The following is a 16,231-nucleotide window of genomic DNA, read 5'->3' as shown; positions in this document are numbered from 1 at the left end:
CTTACCTAAATACCAAATTTCTGTTCTTTATACAAGCAGGTAGCAATGGATAAAGAAAAAATCAAACTTTCCGGTTTTAACAATCTGACAAAAGTTTTGAGTTTTAACCTCTACGATTTTTGCATCACACTCGATGACGAACAAAAAGGTAGATATGTAACATATATCCACGACAAGTACAATGCGAGTAAAATTACAGAAATCTCCAAAGAGATTGTGAAACGCATTGATGCCAATATCCTCTCTGTTTCCGCACAAGATTACGATCCTGTGGGTGCCTCTGCTATGGTTCTTATGAGTGATGTGAAGGGTGGAGGAAATCCAATCCCATCGACACAGGTTAGTATGCATTTGGACAAATCGCACATCACTGTTCACACCTACCCTGATGCGGCAGATCCAGATGGAATCTGTTCTTTCCGAGTGGACATTGACATTTCGACCTGCGGAGAGATCATCCCACTTGACTCCATCAATTTCTTATTTGAAGCATTTGAATGTGATGTGGTTTATATTGACTATGTGGTAAGAGGTTATACCAGACTTGCAGATGGTAAAAAGATCTATAACGATCATCACTTTAATTCGATCTTGGATTTTATCAAACCAGAAGTGAAAAGAAATTATACTTACCTCTCTGACATCAATATGCCTCAAGATAACACTTGGCAAACTAAAATGATGATCCGAGAACTTGGACCTGAAAATTATTTGTTAAACCCTGAGGACATCTCTCATCCAGATGTTCCGAACAAAATGAAACTTCTAAGAGAGGAAATGAAAGAAGTGTATCATATGATCCATTAATTGGATTTTTTTTACTCTTTGTTCATTTCTTTTTGAATTTGGATCCAATCATCTTCACCAAGTTTGGGAAGTGCATACACAACTTTCCGATTTGGTGGGATGAGAAAAAATTGAGTCCCATGTTCGTCTTTTTGTTTGAGAACGGGATGTTCTGGTAAATACGCTCCGAGCCTTCTATAAAACTGTACTTCTTCCGCTGATTTTGGCCGTAAGGCTTGGATTGCTAAAGACGTTTGATAGTACGCCAAATAATTTTGGATACCTTCTTCTGTTTCTTTAGGATCAGTAACCAAAAAATAAAATGAAAATTTTGTATTTGGGAATCGCGATTGAAATTGCCTGAGATTTTCCAAGGCAATCGGACATTTTTTACCACAACCAACTAACCCAGGATAAATGACTATCCAATTTGGTTTAGGTACCGAATCAAATTGGAACTCACAGATCTCACAAGGGATCTTTCGGTATGTACTGGAAAAAAAATGGAGTAAGGAACTAATTCCTACAAAAAGAAAAACAACAAAGACCCAAAGTAGTCTTTGGATCCATCTTTTAAGTTCCATTCCCTGTTTCAATCATAGCAGAAAGTGTTTCGACTGAATCTTTTAAATTTTCAAAGATTACATTGCCTTTATCGATAAAAGAAATCATTTCCGAACTTGTATTCAAATTGGTTTGTGTTTTCAAATTTAAATCCATTATCGAATCTGAAATTTCAAGCATACTTGATGATTGTTCTTTGCTAGAAAGTTGCATTTCCTGTGCAATTTGATCCAGAGTGGTTAAGGCATTTTCTTGTTTTTCAAAAGCAGAAAGAGTTCCCGAAATTTTTTCTGTTAACTCACCCATTCCTACTTCCGATGCCAAAATAGATTTCACAAAACCTTGGACCGTTTGGTTGATTTGGTTTGATTGTTTAAAACTAACTTGGATTGCCGATTTAATTTTACCAGAGATAGTAGAAATATTCTTTGTGGCATCCGCTGTTGAATCAGCAAGTTTTGAAATCTCGGAAGCAACAACGGCAAACCCTCTTCCAGCATCACCTGCTCTTGCAGCTTCAATTGAAGCATTTAACGAAAGCAAGTTGACCTTTTCAGCAATATCGGAAATCAAATCTAAAATTTCTTCCATTTTTTCAGAGTCATCCACAGCCACTTCCATTGATTGGTACAAGGTAGAAAATTCTGTTTCCGTTTTTTTGACACTCTCAGCAGATTCTTGGATTTTTGCTCTCATCACTTCCAAAGATTTCACAAAACCTTCATTCAAATTGAATAAGTTTCGGTTGAGTTCCTCTACTGTTTTTACTTCATTAATTTGTCGATTGGATCCTTCCAATATCAATTGGCTAGAGGCAGTTGTTTCTTCTGTTGCTGCTGAAATTGCTTCGATGGAAGAGGATTGATCTTGGAAGGAAGATTCAAACTTTCTGACAGCAGTTGTGATCAAATTCGAATTTTCAATATAGGATTTTGTTCCTTGCGAAACTTCGTCGATGGCAGCAGTGACACCCGCCATCACCGTTTCTAAATTTGTTTGGGTTTCTATCTGTAACCTTAGGTCTAAAACAGAAAGATAAGAAAAATAAATTAGAATTCCCGTTTCCATCACAACAAAAAGTGCATGTGTGATCACAATTTCTAATCCCGTTCCATAACTATAAACAATTACTTTGGTATTCAGAAATTCAACACCAAACTCTTGGAGGTAATTTCCAACTAAGTGGTGTATGGCGATTGTCAAAGCAGCAACTAGTAATACACGCCAGTCCTCATACACAAACAAAACTGCAAGGGCACTAAACACATGAAAATGCATTTCGATGCGCCCAAATTGTGCTTGGATGAGTAGAGCACTGAATAACATAAGAGCAGCTCCATTCCAAGCTCTTAAGAAAAAACTTCCACGTAAAAATCGATAGAACAAAAACGAAAGAGTGGCAATGATGACAGCAGAGATTGTGACAACTAAAGTAGCACCATAACCAAGAGAGAGTAAAAAAACGAGGGGAATGTGAGCAAAAATTGCCCAGACAAAAAACGTATCAACTTTTTTTTGGCGTTCCAATAGAACCGCTGCCAATCTTAAATCCATTAGTCATTAGACGAAATATTCTAAATAAAAACGAGTCAATAAATGTAGATAGATCCATCTTTTTACCTTTCGGTAAATTAATTATATTCGATATCGGTGAATGTACGGGAAGGATTGAGTGGTATATCTGACACGAAAGGGTCTTATGATGGCTTACGAATTAAGTCGTAGAATTTTTCAAATTCTTACTTTTTCCATCCTTAGTTTCTACTTTCTCTCTTGCCGTTCGGAAAATCTCCTGTAAACTAGTGTCTTAGCAGGTACATTTTGGAACCAATCTCAGATTTCGGCGAAACAGAAAGTTCTCTTTCAAACAATGTTTCAGAACCTTCATACTTTATCTCATTACCAAAAAATATAGCGAGTTATTCCCTCACCTCCCAAGCAATTTTAGAAGAGTTACGTGTGCGCCACAGACGACTGGAGATGCATGGTAGTGCCGAAATCACTCCTACCTTATTTCTCACTTTGGAATCCATTCCAGAACTATTATCCAAACAAGTCCAATTAACGGAAACACACAAAACCAATGGTGCAATCAAAGAAGCTCTAAAAGAATTAGCAGGACTCACAGAACATAATAAAGAACCTGTCGTTTATTTTTATCCTTTTATCCTACTTGTGGACCAAAAATTAGTTTTTCGATTGAGTATGATCTCTCCGCAATCGAAAGAAAAAACAGATGTAGTTCCTTTTCGAAGGTCCTGTTTTAAATATAGCATTGATTTGGTGGATATTTTACTTAAGAATCGATCCAATCGAGATCTTATCTTAGAAGAAGAAAACCCAGGAAGTACTTTACTGCGAACCGACCAAAAGGGAAACGTATATTTTTTTCCAACTAAACTGAGTTTTGAATCGGAATTAGAAATGATCCTTCGTTCGAGTATGGAACCTTTTGGACCCTTACCAACAAAAGATTTTATTTTAGATGTTGTGACAAGAGGGAAAGAAACTGCCAAATTGGTAGAGATCGTACCTGGTTACCATTTTGTATTACCGAGTAGTTCTTCTCATCCTGAATACATAAAACATCTAGCAGTACAATTAGATGGACTCAAACAATTTGCCTTTCCCTACTTAAAACGATTTGCAAAAGAAAACAAATACGAAGGTTACTTAGAAAAACTAACCGAACTCGAAACAAAACTTCCTAAAAAAACAGAAGAACTATTGAGTTCAGCTCAAAACTACATCCAAGAAATCAGTTCCTTACTCGGAGAATTTCCATTTGATAAAATAACAAACGAAGAATCAATTCGAATCAAAAATGGAATCCAAGATAGCATCATCATTTTGAACAAACTTTCTCGATTTTTAACAGAACAAAAAAAAGAAGATGCAGAAGACGAATTATTTTCTCTAATTCAACTTTTGAGTACAAAAATAGAAGAAAACACAAAAAACACTCTTACCCTCACCAAACTGAACTTATTCGCTGAAATCAAAACATTAAATTTAAAATCCGATTCAGAAAAAAAAAGAGCCATCGAAAAAATAGTCAAAACTTTATCTGACACTTACGGTTGTTTGGAGATGAAAGAAGAAGATTACCATGTCCTCTTTGCTCTTGACCAAAAATATCTTTCCAAAGTGGAAGAAAACACTCTTATCTTAGCAAAAACAAATTCTGAGTATCGAAATGAACTGCCCATACTCGACCAAATTCGAATCATCTTAAAAAATAGATCAGACATATCCATTGACAAAGTTGAAATAGAAGATTTTTCCAAAGAAGAAGATAAGGAAGAAATCACTGAGACTCCAAAAGAACCAAGAATTTCGTTCTCTGCTCTGCAAGAAAAATTCCATGTTCCCATTGGAGTTTTTAGTTTCTTAACACTGGCCTCCGTTGTCACAATCATTTCCCTACTCCTTGGAAGTTTAGAATACATAGGGAGTGGATTTTTATTCAGTTTTTTCTTAGGACTGATTTTAGGTTATTTGTACAGAAAAGACGGAAAACCAAAACCAAAGATAGAGAAACAAACGACGGGAAAACAAAAAGAGAACCGATCACTGAACATTGCCAAGGTGGCAGAAGCCTTTATTTATCCAAAAAAATTCAATAGCATCGCAGAAAAAGTATACGATACAAAACGTTTGCGTAACCACATAGAAGAATGTGTGGAAGATATCAAATTGGAACTTTCACCAGCGGACCAAAAAAAAGACACAAATAAAATCGTCGCAGAAATCGAACATGCTATTTTACAAATCTCTGTGGTGATCAAAATTCCAGATGCCATCCAATTAAAAAACAGGTCCAAGGAACTCATCCTTTCCAAAGCAGACTTTCGTACAATTTTATTTCGCACCCAACTGGCAGAATACTATCGTAAAGAAGCCAGTTTGTATAAATCGGACCGCGCCCAGATGGATTACATTCAGTTTATCATCCGCGAATTGGAATTTGGCTATAATAAATATTTGAAGTAAAAATTCTGGTCTTATGAAGTTGATTGTTTCTCCCATTTGTTTTTTGTCCTTCGTCGTTTTGTTTTCCTTTGGTTGTAAAAAGGAAGTGGTGGATGCAAACATTTGGTTTGAAGAACACAAAGAAGATAGAGTCCTCAATCTTTCCAATAAAGAAGTGGGAGTTTTACCAACTTCGGTTGGAAACTTAAACAAGGTAGAAGAACTCACCCTGCAATACGATTCACTCACTACGTTACCAAAAGAAATTGGAAACTTAAAACAACTGAAAATCCTAAATCTTTTTGGAAACCCCCTTACAACTCTTCCAGAAGAATTGGGAAATCTGGAAAACTTGGAAGTATTACTTCTAGGCAGAACCGAATTAAAAGAGATCCCCCCCGTTTTAGCAAAGTTGAAACATCTGAGAACCCTTGCCCTTGATGAAACCAAAGTGCAACTAACAGAAGCGGACGTCGAAGTGATCGCAAACCTCCCGTCTTTGGAAATCCTTGACTTAAGCCTTATGAGAGAATACAAAACTCTCCCTAAAAACTTGGCAAAACTTTCCTTTCTGAAACAACTCATCTTACAAAAAACTCTTTTGGAAAAATCGGACGTTGCACGACTGCGAGACGAGTTACCGAAAGTTCGCGTAAAACTATAAACAATTTGATTATTTTTTCCGTTTTCTCTTTGGCCTAGAGTTCAAACACTGGTCTTACTATGGCCAAACCAGAAACGGAAAATCCTTATTCTAAAACAGTTCTCCTTCCTGAGACCAATTTTCCCATGAAAGCCGACCTGGCAAAACGTGAGCCGGGCCAAATCCAAATTTGGAAAACAGAAAAAGTTTTCCAAAAGATGAGAGAAATTCGAAAAAACAAACCATCCTTTGTTTTACATGACGGGCCACCGTATGCGAATGGAAATTTCCATGTTGGTCATTCACTCAATAAAATTCTAAAAGACATCATCATTAAATCCAAAACTCTTTCTGGATTCCAAACAGATATGATCCCTGGTTGGGATTGCCATGGACTTCCAATCGAAGTACAGGTGTTAAAGAATCTTGGAAAAGAAGCAAGGAACACAAGTCCAAGTGAACTGAGAAAAAAATGCAGAGAGTATGCCGCTGAGTTTGTTGGCAAACAAGGAGAAGACTTAAATCGTTTCCTTTGTTTTTGGGACGAAGATCACAAATACCTCACCATGGCTCCTGAATTTGAAGCAAGGATAGTCGAAGTATTTGGTTCTCTTTTTGAAAAAGGTTACATCTACAAAGGGAAAAAACCTGTGTATTGGTGTATTGATTTAGCAACGGCTCATGCGGAAGCAGAAATCGAATACCAAAACCATGTTTCACCTTCTATCTATGTAAAGTTTGCTGTTAAAGGGGAAACAGATACCTATTGCCTCATCTGGACTACAACTCCTTGGACACTTCCAGCAAACCTTGCCATTTGTTTTAATGAAGAACTTCCTTATTCCCTTTTCCAATCAGATAGTCATGGCCGTCTCATCCTTGCCGATGGATTAAAAGAAGCAGTAGAACAAAAAACAGGGATCACTCTTACCAAAATCAAATCCCTATCAAATGCCGACCTAAAACAAATGGTATTCCTCCATCCATTTTTAGAACGTGAGTCCATTCCCCTTTTTGGAAACCATGTCACACTGGATGCAGGAACTGGTTGTGTACACACTGCACCAGGACACGGAACAGATGATTATCGTGTGGGAACTGCAGCGGGACTTCCAACACTTTCTCCAGTAGACGATTACGGCCGTTATACGGACGAGTTTGAGATGATGAAGGGCATCAAAATTTGGGACGCAAATCCAAAGATTGTAGAACTCCTAAGAGAAAAAAATGCTCTTGTCCATTTTTCAGAATTCACTCACTCCTATCCTCATAGTTGGAGGAGTAAAAAACCACTCATCTTCCGTGCTACACCACAATGGTTTTTTTCCATCGACCACAATGGTCTCCGTGAAGAATCACTGAAAGCAATCGACAAAGTGCAATGGATTCCAGATTGGGGGATCACTAGGATTCGATCTATGGTGGAATCAAGACCTGACTGGTGTTTGTCGAGACAAAGAAACTGGGGTGTGCCCATCCCTTCCTTTACTTGTAAGTCTTGTGGACAGACCCATTTGGATGACAAAACCATCCAACACTTCATCCAAATTGTAAAAAAAGAAGGGATCGAAGTTTGGTATGAAAAAGATGCCAAAGACTTACTACCACAAGGAACCAAGTGTATCAAATGTGGATCCGATGACCTCAAACAAGACAAAGACATTTTAGATGTTTGGTTTGATTCAGGAGTTTCCAGCTTTGCCGTGTTTGGCGATTCTATAGGAAAAGAACCTGCCGATTTGTATTTGGAAGGATCGGACCAACACAGAGGTTGGTTCCAATCTTCGCTTTGGCCATCGATGGCAATCCGTAAAACCCCACCTTATAAGTCCGTTCTCACTCATGGTTATGTGTTAGATGAAAAAGGACATGCCATGTCCAAGTCTCTTGGAAACGTGATCAATCCAACAACAGATATCATCAACCAATACGGTGCTGATATTTTACGACTTTGGGTGAGCACACAAGACTTTCGTGATGATGTCAAAATTGGAAAAGATTCCATTAAAACTGTCTCCGAAGCCTATCGAAAGATCCGAAATACCTTCCGGTATTTACTAGGAAATACAAGTGCGACAACACTTGAATGGAATCTGAAAAAAGATGACCTAGAAACCATTGACAGGTACTACCTTCACAAACTGGCAAAACTCAATGAAGAAGTGAAAAAACTTTATGAAACCTACCAGTTCCACCAAGTCTACCACAAGATACTTGTGTTCTGTACGGTCGATTTATCACAAGATTACTTCGAAATCATTCGTGATCGTATGTATTGTGATGCGAAAGAATCCAAAACAAGACGTTCTTCCGAATACACACTTGCTGTGATTTTGGAAGTTCTCTCCAAACTTCTGGCTCCAATCCTTTCGTTCACAACGGAAGAAGTATGGTCTACCTTTGGGAAAAAAGATTCTGTGTATTATGCTGATTTTTCAGACCTAACAGAATGGGTGGATGAGTCACTCGAATCCGAATTCAAACCTGTGTTTGCAACAAAGGAAGACGTACAAAAAGCATTAGAAGAAGCAAGGAAATTAGGAAAACTGGGTAAATCTCTGGAAGCGGAAGTGTTCATCCCTGGAAACTCCTTACAAAATTCAAAGTTTTCCAAAGACGACCTGAGTTTATTTTTTGTGGTATCGGAAGTCTCCTTTGATCAGAAAGAAATCAGTGAAGTATTTTCGGAATGGAAAGGAGAATCAGGTTCCATCCAAATTCGAAAACCTCACCACGAAGAATGCCCACGTTGCTGGCGCCATGTTTCGGAAAAAGAAGGAATTCTTTGCAAACGTTGTGAGGAAGTGGTTTCCAAACTATCCCCTAAGTAAAGTTAGGGGACTGAATTTAGAATCACTATCATAAGTTCAGTTGGAAGTGAAACCTGTCTACTGTCATGCGGGAGACAGGTTTTTTATTTGTTTTCCTTTTTCTGTTTCCACTTTCGTAAAAACCTTCCTAAGATAATTTCGGATTCAGAAAGGCCTGTGTAGGTAGCAATTGCAAAATACAAAATAACCGCTGGAAGCATCGAAAGAGATAAACTCAACCGACTGAGATTGGCATAACTAAGACCAAGTGTATTCGTTCCCCAATTTTGTAAGTTTGGTTTGATCACCCATTCTGAAAACACAAGCCAAAAGAATAGTCCAAAAAGTGCAGGCACCATTTTCAATACCCGTTTTCCCACAGTGGCAAAAGGAATTCTTACTTGGTGTGCTTTTAAATAAAATAGTAATAATGATGAAGTGACTATGGCACTGAGGGCTGAAGCAAGGGCAATGGCAGAGTGTTTCAAAAAAAACATCAAACTAATACTCACAACAACACTAAGGACAAAGGATATCAACTGGATACGAAGTGGAGTTTTTGTATCAGAAAATGCATAATAAGAAGAAACAAGTACCTTATTGATACTATAAAAAGGGATCGCAAGTGAATAAAACACAAGTGGGAAAAATGCTGTCAGTGTAGCAAGATGGTCCCAACGTCCACCGTAGTAAATGGAATCCAAAACCGTTTCCCCAAGAACCGCCAAACCAATGCTTGCTGGCAGTGTTAAAAAAAACGCAAATGACAATACATCTGCTATTTCTTTAGGAACATTTTCTTCCCTTCCTTCTCGTAAATCCTTCAAAAGAGAAGGAAGGATTGTAGTCGCAAGTGCAACTCCAATGATCCCTGTAGGGAGTTGGACGAGTCTCTGGGAATAATCCAAACTGACAACGGCACCAAGACCTGGGTTTTGATTTTGGATGTAATTGGCAAGAAAGATATCCACAAGAAGTCCAATTTGGTAAAAACTACCTCCTAGGGCCGCAGGTAACATGAGTTTAAAAATTTTTTTGATCGCAGGGTGTTTAAAATCCAACCGAAAGATGGGTCCAAATCCATTCTTGTAAACAAACCATCCTTGCACTATAAGTTGTAATACCCCACCACATACAATTCCATATGCCAGGTAAAAAACTCTGTCCTTAATTTCATGGTAAAAAGGAAACACAAAGAGAAACACTGCCAGATAACTAAAGTTAAGGATGATTGGGGATAATGACGGAACAAAATATTTGTGATGGGAATTGGAAATCGACATAAAAATCGAAGAGAGACTGGCCGTCATGATGAGAAAAAATAGAACTAACGAAAGTTCTACGACTAAATTCCCATATTCGGGTGTACCACCAACAAGAGTAGGCAAAAACTGAGCTGCAAACAGCCAAAAAAAAGTCACAAAAATAGACAAACAAAGGAAAAGAAAACTAAGGACAGTTCCTGCCATCACACGAGCTTCCATCACACCCATTTTTTCATACTCGGAGAATATTGGCATAAAGGACTGGCTTAAGGTTCCTTCTGCCAGGAGATTTCGGAACATATTGGGAAGTCTGTAGGCAACACTAAAGGCGGATGCCACCATTCCTGTTCCAAAACTAACAGCCATAAAGTGGTCACGAATGAGCCCTAAAATTCTTGATAAGAATGTATAAAAAGATAAAGCAAGGGATCGTTTTGTACTCGATTCGTTCCCTGGGACTTTGTTTGTCATACGACCAGATTTTAGATGGGATTTAATTTTTCAAGAAAACGGATAGAACCATTGGGACTCAACTGGAACTGCGTTTTACAACTTGGACATTCATGTTTACCAAATTTAAAAAGCCGTAGCCGTGTCCCACACACTTCACATTGGATGATCCTTTCGACTGTTTCCAATTGTTTGGTTTTCGATTGGATGTAATTTGGAATTTTATCCAATTGAGCCGATTCTTGAGCAGATGCCCCTGATTTATAATGAGAGAATCGCCTTTCCAATTCGGAACTCAATGATTCTTTGATTTCCAGACGGAGTTGGTTTATTTTTTCTTCGAGCACAACTTCCATGGGAGAAGGAGTGGGTTTTGAGTCCGTTGTTTCGTCTTTCAATGATTCTAAAATAGAAACAGGTTCTTTTCTTAGGTTCGGTTTTCCTTCTTCCCTGGACTTACCTGAAAAATAAAATCGAATTTTGTTACTGTCTGATTTTGATTCCTCTCCTCTTTTATTGTGATCCGAGGTTTCGGAAAGGGAAGAAGTTTCCTTTGTACTTGGTTCCATTCCAGAAACATCCATTTGTAACAAAAAGGATTCAGCAGAGTTGTGGTTACGAAAGATAGGAAATTTATCAAAAAGACCTACCAATTTTAATACATCTTCCACTTCCGATTTTAATCCATAAATTGCATACACTGCGTTTGATTTCACAATTTGTTTGTGAATTTTGACAAGGGTACTAATTCCATTGGATGTAATGAATTCAAGTGATCCTAACTGGAATAAAAATTTTCGATACCCTTTGTTCAATTGTGATTCGAAGTAACGATAAAAATCATCAGCACTACTTCCGTCTAAACCACCTTTTAATTGAATAGAAAATACTTTGTCTTTTGATTCCATAATTTATCCTAAGAAAATTGCATCTCTTACTGTATTAGTTTCTTTGGGTTCTGCATTCATTTGGTCAAACACGGGACCACCAGGTAATACTTCAACGTCCGTTGAAAGGTTTGTTTGATTCGCTTCTGTTGATGGATTTTGTTCTTTCAACTCACTCACAGCTTGGATGGAACTTTCCATTGGTTCTAATGTTTTTTTCTGAACCAGTGGTAAGGTTTCACCTGATTCTTTTTCCGTTAACTGGTCTTTTGTGAGGACTAAGGAATACACAACAAATGCCCATGTAAGGAGTAAACTCACAACAAGTGCAATCAATAGGTAATTCAATACCATCCATTCCACAAGTTTCCATTGGTTTTGGAATAATAAACCTAAGTTCCCTCGTTCATAGACAAGGATCACAAGGCCAGATACATCCAATGTCCCTGGTTTGTACAATGGTGTTGTCAGACGAACCGTATTTGATTTTGCTAATGGAAGGTAATTTAATACCCATTCAAAACCATCCCGAACCTTTGGATCTCGTTTGGAATTGAGAATGGGATTCTCACCATTTTCTGGTTCAGACCATTCCCATTTTTTCAACCGAATGCCTTTGCGAAAGAATGTAGATTTTGCTAACTCATCATCAGGTTTTCGTTTTCGGAGTTCTTCCAAAGTATAAATAGTATCAGTAGAAACAAGTAACGTGGCATCTGGAGCATACAAACTTATCTTTAAAAAACGAAACTCTTCTGGATCCTTTTTGGATTGTTCTACATAACGATGGAACATCTTTTCGATTTCCACATAACCATCGTTATTCAACCTTTGTTCTGCACTTTTTGCAAGTGCAAGGCTTAAGTCCCTTGCTCTGTGGTCAGAAATAAACTGTTCCTGGATAAGAGCATTTTGTAAGGACTCATAAAATGTCCAAACCACCCCACTCAGCGCAAGGGTTTCCGAGAGGATAAAAAAGAGTATAAAGGATAGAAAAAAACGTGAATATTTCATGGATCCCCCTTTTACTTTTCGGCCAAATCCACAAAAAGGACATAAGAAATTCGAGGTTATGGGAGAAGGGAAAGGAAGTGTTTTGAAAATCGGAACACAAATTCTTTTCGTTTCTCGGGATAGCCTGCGGAAAGTCCCAAGGCTGATAAGGAAACCATGTCTTCAGACCTTGCCCCACATGGGTTGATGAGAGAGAAAGTAAAGAGAGAATTGATTCCGTTTAAGGCAAAACCAAAACTCGTAAAATAGGATTTCGCATAAATCCCTTCTGAGATCAGTTTTTTCTTCGAATCCTTTGTATACAAACCAGGAGATTTTGGATTCTCTTCCACATCTAAACCCCAAGTATCTTTAACAGCTACCACCAAACTTTCGTTTAAGTTTCGCAAAAAATCTCCTAAACTTAAGCCCCTTTTTTTTAAGTCAATGTGGAGGTAACCGACAATTTGCCCTGGTTCATGGGCTGTAAAATCCCCACCTCTAGGCAGACTGACAAAGTCCACACCAAGTTCCGTAAGTCTCACCTCTGGTACCAAAAGATTTTCCGCTTTCGCACCTATGCCCCCTGTCAAACATGGACTGTGTTCTAAAAAGAGCATGGATTCTCTTCGATTTTTCCTGGCATTTTCCTGGAAATCCAAGTATCGTTGGTACGAAACAATCGAAGGAAACAGATAGGAAGGTAGTCCTTTTTGATGGAGAAACTTTTGCATGCGATCCTTTGGATCCTCGAAAAATCACCGAATGGAAGAGCCCGCTTGGATTTGGCGAAGCTCCTCTACTATTCGGATGGTGTTCATTTCCAAAAACATGCGGAAATGATCACAAGAGGAGACTATATCCACTTAGAAGACTCTCCCTACCCCGTCAAACTGAACGAAGCCCTTTTGTATTTAAAAGAGAAAGGCCATATTGAGGTGGTCCCGAAAATTGAGGGGAATGGCATCCAAGGTTTTGCCTTACGTTTTCTAAAACCAATCGATGGACTCATCATTTCTAAGGAAGAAAAACGAGTGATGATGAAAGTTGTGGAAGCCTTCCGGGGACGAGTGGTAGACGAAAACCGCCATTATCCCAATTTATATGAAAATTATGTCGTTACACCCTTATTTGATTCCATTCCGTTTTCGGTCGCAAGGATCAATACGAAAATCCACGTCCTTGTACAAAAAAGCCTTTTGAATCTATCGGGCAAAATGTTTAGAGTTTTATTTGAGAGGTCAGAATGATCATCACTGTTTGCAAAGGCAAAATCCATAGAGCCGTCGTTACCGAGGCTGAACTCCACTACGAAGGTAGTCTCACTGTTGACCTAGACTTAATGGAAATGGCCGGAATGAAACCGTATGAACAAGTGAGTGTGGTGAACGTGAATAACGGTGCCAGGTTCGAAACCTACCTGATCGTCGGAGAAAGGGGTTCGGGGACCATTTGTTTGAATGGAGCTGCAGCTCGGCTTGGGATGAAAGGAGACAAGGTCATCATCATCACTTATGGCCAAGTGGAAGAAAAGGACCTCCCAAGTGACTACAAACCGAAAGTTGTCTTCGTGGATGAGAACAATCGGCCGAAAAAAGCCTAAATTCCCTAATTTTTCTAAGGCATTTCTTCGATACTAACTGTATAAACCAAATTGGTAGTCGGAACATGAACAAAACAATATTCGCTCTTTCATTCACCCTCCTCACTTGTGCACTTTTTGCCCAAGAATCAGGGAACCAACAAGGGACACAAGTTTCCGCGACTTCTTCCAAGGACAACAGGGATCTTTACCCTCTTTCCATGTATGATGCAAGGATCCGTTTAAAAAACGTAAGTTTTGTTAGACGACATGCTGACACAGGGAAAGGCGAATTTTTAGATGTCCAAGTTGAATTGGAATCAAGAGTTCCAGAAGACAATGAATATTCGATTTTTGTCTTAGCTGGTTTTGAAGGGGACCGTGTGAATCAGGACGAAAGAAGACTTGTTCCTTACCCTGCTTGGCGTAAAGCAGACCCCGAAAAAGACGAACGAACATTATACTTCTCTAACATCATGCCAACTCCTTTCACTGCAAAAGAAATTTGGGGTGAAGAAACGTATGCAAAGAAAAAAGCAGAAATGGAAAAACGCCATTATGCTGGATTTGAAGCAGAAATGCCAGAACCTACTTTCACAGAAGTGGTAGATTATCTTTGCAAAAACAACGCAAAAGCACTCCCCTTCACTCTGTTTGGTGAAACAGGACCTTCAAAAGAAAAACAAGTGATTTATAACTACGTGGCTCAAACTGCAGATGAAAAAAAGCGCCAAGTACACGAAACGTTACCAAAACACACGTATACAATTTATAATAATAAATACAAAACAACCATCACAAGCCCCCACTACACTCAGTATAGACCAAATTTCCTCAGTTTTAACAAAGTAGCGGTTCTCGTGTTTGATACAAAAAAACCAACAAACAGTTTGTTATTCCGTAAGTTCATTGATATTTCTGATTTAAAGATTACCTACTAAGCACACTTTGTATTCTGTTCCAGACCTCCAAGGCTAAACTCTAGTCTTGGAGAGGACACCTGCCCCACTCTTTTTCCAATCATTCTGATTCAGAAAAAATCCCATGAGAGAAAAGCGAATTTTTAGATTTCCAAGTAGAATTGGAATCAAGAGTTCCAGAAGACAGAGATATCGTTACGTTCGAGAGATTGATTGAACCGAATCTAGAAAAAAATAGAATTTAGTGGTCTGTGCCTTCTGGGCGGATAGGTGGGAATTGTTCCGATGCACGAACCCTCCACTCGTCCTCAGGGTGGTTTAGGTGCAACCAACCATTGGCAAAGTCCCAACGACCGTCCAAATCCAAAAAATCCCAGAAAATGGCCTGGTTCATGTATTTGTAGGTGTCGAGTAAATCGAGCAGGTCCCTTCGTTTGCGGGGGGTATTGTCCATTCTATTCCAGTTTCGGCAAACTCTAGTCCAGGTCGACGTTTTTTATGGACAAAACCAGGTCTTTCTGCCGAAAATGAAACAGACATGGCAATCACGAAGGAAAAAAAAGCTGACTTCAATGACAAATTGGTAGATTTCAAAAACTACCTGGAAGAGTTAAAAAAAGAAGCCAATATTTTCAAAGTACAAGCCAAAAAAAGTAAGGACATGGAACCTTATTTTAATATTTCCCTCGCGATTAATTCCATCAAAACAATTAACACGTGTATTGTGATCAATGAACTATCCACAGCTATTTTAGAGATCAACAATAACAACTACTTAGAGACTGCCAGAAAAGAAATTTATAACTGTATTTCCTACATTGAAAAAACAGTAGGGAATAATGTGGATGGTTCTTTATCCGAAAACAAAGAACAACTTTCCAAAATCGAAAGATTCACACCTACCCAACGTTTGAATCTCATCAAAGGATTACTGCAAGCAATGAAAAAAACAGTAACTGCCTTTGGTTCCAATTCGAAATGGAAATGGTCTTGGCCCGATATCAATTTCCGTGTTGCCGCTTGTACAAAGAATTTATTTGATTTTATTGCCTACGAAAAAGAACAAGATTTAGAAAATCCTTATTATTATATCCGTAAGGAACATTTTAATCTCATCATCGAACTTGCCAACCAAGCAGCGCAGGACTATCGTTCCAAATTTGAAATGTCAACACAAGATTCCACAGATTTGAAACATTCTGTGGAAATGTTGGAGATGAACCGTAAAATATTCCAAATTACAGGCGAAACAGAGGATTTGGAAAAAACCAAAACACTGATTGAGTCCTTCCAACAAAAGATCGCCGACCTCGAATCCGACGATAAAAAGAAAAAAAAGAAACAATAATCGACGTTTTT

The 16,231-nt window shown here is 38.4% G+C and carries 15 protein-coding genes; 8 read left to right on the top strand and 7 right to left on the bottom strand.

Annotated elements, in window-relative coordinates:
* Positions 1 to 45: 45 nt before the first annotated feature.
* Positions 46 to 807 (top strand): adenosylmethionine decarboxylase, encoded by a 762-nt coding sequence (gene speD / locus CH354_RS13860; protein WP_100727527.1) that lies wholly within the window; start codon positions 46 to 48, stop codon positions 805 to 807.
* An 11-nt stretch (positions 808 to 818) separates the two neighbouring features.
* On the opposite strand, the gene CH354_RS13855 is transcribed toward speD, so the two are convergent.
* Together CH354_RS13855 and CH354_RS13850 are read right to left on the bottom strand one after the other, a co-directional pair.
* Positions 819 to 1,370, bottom strand: coding sequence for an SCO family protein (locus tag CH354_RS13855; protein WP_100727526.1), 552 nt, complete (start codon positions 1,368 to 1,370; stop codon positions 819 to 821).
* Positions 1,360 to 2,892, bottom strand: a complete 1,533-nt coding sequence (locus tag CH354_RS13850; protein WP_207762707.1) for a methyl-accepting chemotaxis protein — start codon at positions 2,890 to 2,892, stop codon at positions 1,360 to 1,362. The genes CH354_RS13855 and CH354_RS13850 overlap by 11 nt, the downstream gene beginning before the upstream one ends.
* Positions 2,893 to 3,171: 279 nt before the next feature.
* Between CH354_RS13850 and CH354_RS13845 the strand changes: the two genes are divergently transcribed.
* The 3 genes from CH354_RS13845 to ileS are packed head-to-tail and all read left to right on the top strand — an operon-like array spanning position 3,172 to position 8,796.
* Positions 3,172 to 5,343: a ligand-binding sensor domain-containing protein gene (locus CH354_RS13845; protein WP_100727524.1), complete on the top strand. Its 2,172-nt coding sequence runs from the start codon at positions 3,172 to 3,174 to the stop codon at positions 5,341 to 5,343.
* 13 nt (positions 5,344 to 5,356) lie between these two features.
* A complete protein-coding gene (locus CH354_RS13840) occupies positions 5,357 to 5,986 on the top strand; it encodes a leucine-rich repeat domain-containing protein (protein WP_100727523.1) in 630 nt (209 codons plus the stop codon).
* Between the two features lie 59 nt (positions 5,987 to 6,045).
* A complete protein-coding gene (ileS, locus tag CH354_RS13835) occupies positions 6,046 to 8,796 on the top strand; it encodes an isoleucine--tRNA ligase (RefSeq protein WP_100727522.1) in 2,751 nt (916 codons plus the stop codon).
* Between the two features lie 83 nt (positions 8,797 to 8,879).
* On the opposite strand, the gene murJ is transcribed toward ileS, so the two are convergent.
* Genes murJ through lipB form a run of 4 tightly spaced genes read right to left on the bottom strand, consistent with a single transcriptional unit; the run spans position 8,880 to position 13,104 of the window.
* Positions 8,880 to 10,511 (bottom strand): murein biosynthesis integral membrane protein MurJ, encoded by a 1,632-nt coding sequence (murJ, locus tag CH354_RS13830; protein WP_100727521.1) that lies wholly within the window; start codon positions 10,509 to 10,511, stop codon positions 8,880 to 8,882.
* An 11-nt stretch (positions 10,512 to 10,522) separates the two neighbouring features.
* Positions 10,523 to 11,398, bottom strand: coding sequence for an STAS domain-containing protein (locus CH354_RS13825; protein WP_100766519.1), 876 nt, complete (start codon positions 11,396 to 11,398; stop codon positions 10,523 to 10,525).
* A 3-nt stretch (positions 11,399 to 11,401) separates the two neighbouring features.
* Positions 11,402 to 12,391, bottom strand: coding sequence for an LIC_12071 family protein (locus CH354_RS13820; RefSeq protein WP_100766518.1), 990 nt, complete (start codon positions 12,389 to 12,391; stop codon positions 11,402 to 11,404).
* 56 nt (positions 12,392 to 12,447) lie between these two features.
* Entirely contained in the window at positions 12,448 to 13,104 is a 657-nt protein-coding gene (gene lipB, locus CH354_RS13815; protein WP_100766517.1) for a lipoyl(octanoyl) transferase LipB, read from the bottom strand.
* Between lipB and CH354_RS13810 the strand changes: the two genes are divergently transcribed.
* The 3 genes from CH354_RS13810 to CH354_RS13800 all read left to right on the top strand — a co-directional run bounded on the left by CH354_RS13810 (position 13,087) and on the right by CH354_RS13800 (position 14,893).
* Positions 13,087 to 13,620: a type II toxin-antitoxin system antitoxin SocA domain-containing protein gene (locus CH354_RS13810; protein WP_100766516.1), complete on the top strand. Its 534-nt coding sequence runs from the start codon at positions 13,087 to 13,089 to the stop codon at positions 13,618 to 13,620. The genes lipB and CH354_RS13810 overlap by 18 nt on opposite strands.
* Positions 13,617 to 13,973 (top strand): aspartate 1-decarboxylase, encoded by a 357-nt coding sequence (gene panD, locus CH354_RS13805; RefSeq protein ID WP_100727517.1) that lies wholly within the window; start codon positions 13,617 to 13,619, stop codon positions 13,971 to 13,973. The genes CH354_RS13810 and panD overlap by 4 nt, the downstream gene beginning before the upstream one ends.
* A gap of 65 nt (positions 13,974 to 14,038) precedes the next feature.
* The gene (locus tag CH354_RS13800) at positions 14,039 to 14,893 is read left to right on the top strand and encodes a hypothetical protein (protein ID WP_100766515.1); all 855 of its coding nucleotides are present in this window, start codon (positions 14,039 to 14,041) and stop codon (positions 14,891 to 14,893) included.
* Between the two features lie 220 nt (positions 14,894 to 15,113).
* Here CH354_RS13800 and CH354_RS13795 read toward each other — a convergent pair whose 3' ends face one another.
* Positions 15,114 to 15,326 carry a hypothetical protein gene (locus tag CH354_RS13795; protein ID WP_100727515.1) on the bottom strand — a complete coding sequence of 71 codons (213 nt, stop codon included), beginning with the start codon at positions 15,324 to 15,326 and terminating at the stop codon, positions 15,114 to 15,116.
* Between the two features lie 84 nt (positions 15,327 to 15,410).
* Here CH354_RS13795 and CH354_RS13790 point away from each other — a divergent pair, with 84 nt between their 5' ends.
* Positions 15,411 to 16,220: a hypothetical protein gene (locus tag CH354_RS13790; protein ID WP_100727514.1), complete on the top strand. Its 810-nt coding sequence runs from the start codon at positions 15,411 to 15,413 to the stop codon at positions 16,218 to 16,220.
* Positions 16,221 to 16,231 lie beyond the last annotated feature (11 nt).

The organism is Leptospira levettii (assembly GCF_002812085.1).
Lineage (GTDB): Bacteria > Spirochaetota > Leptospiria > Leptospirales > Leptospiraceae > Leptospira_A > Leptospira_A levettii.
The sequence above is the reverse complement of the archived record's forward strand: the minus strand, read 5'-3'. Positions and strand labels throughout refer to the sequence as shown.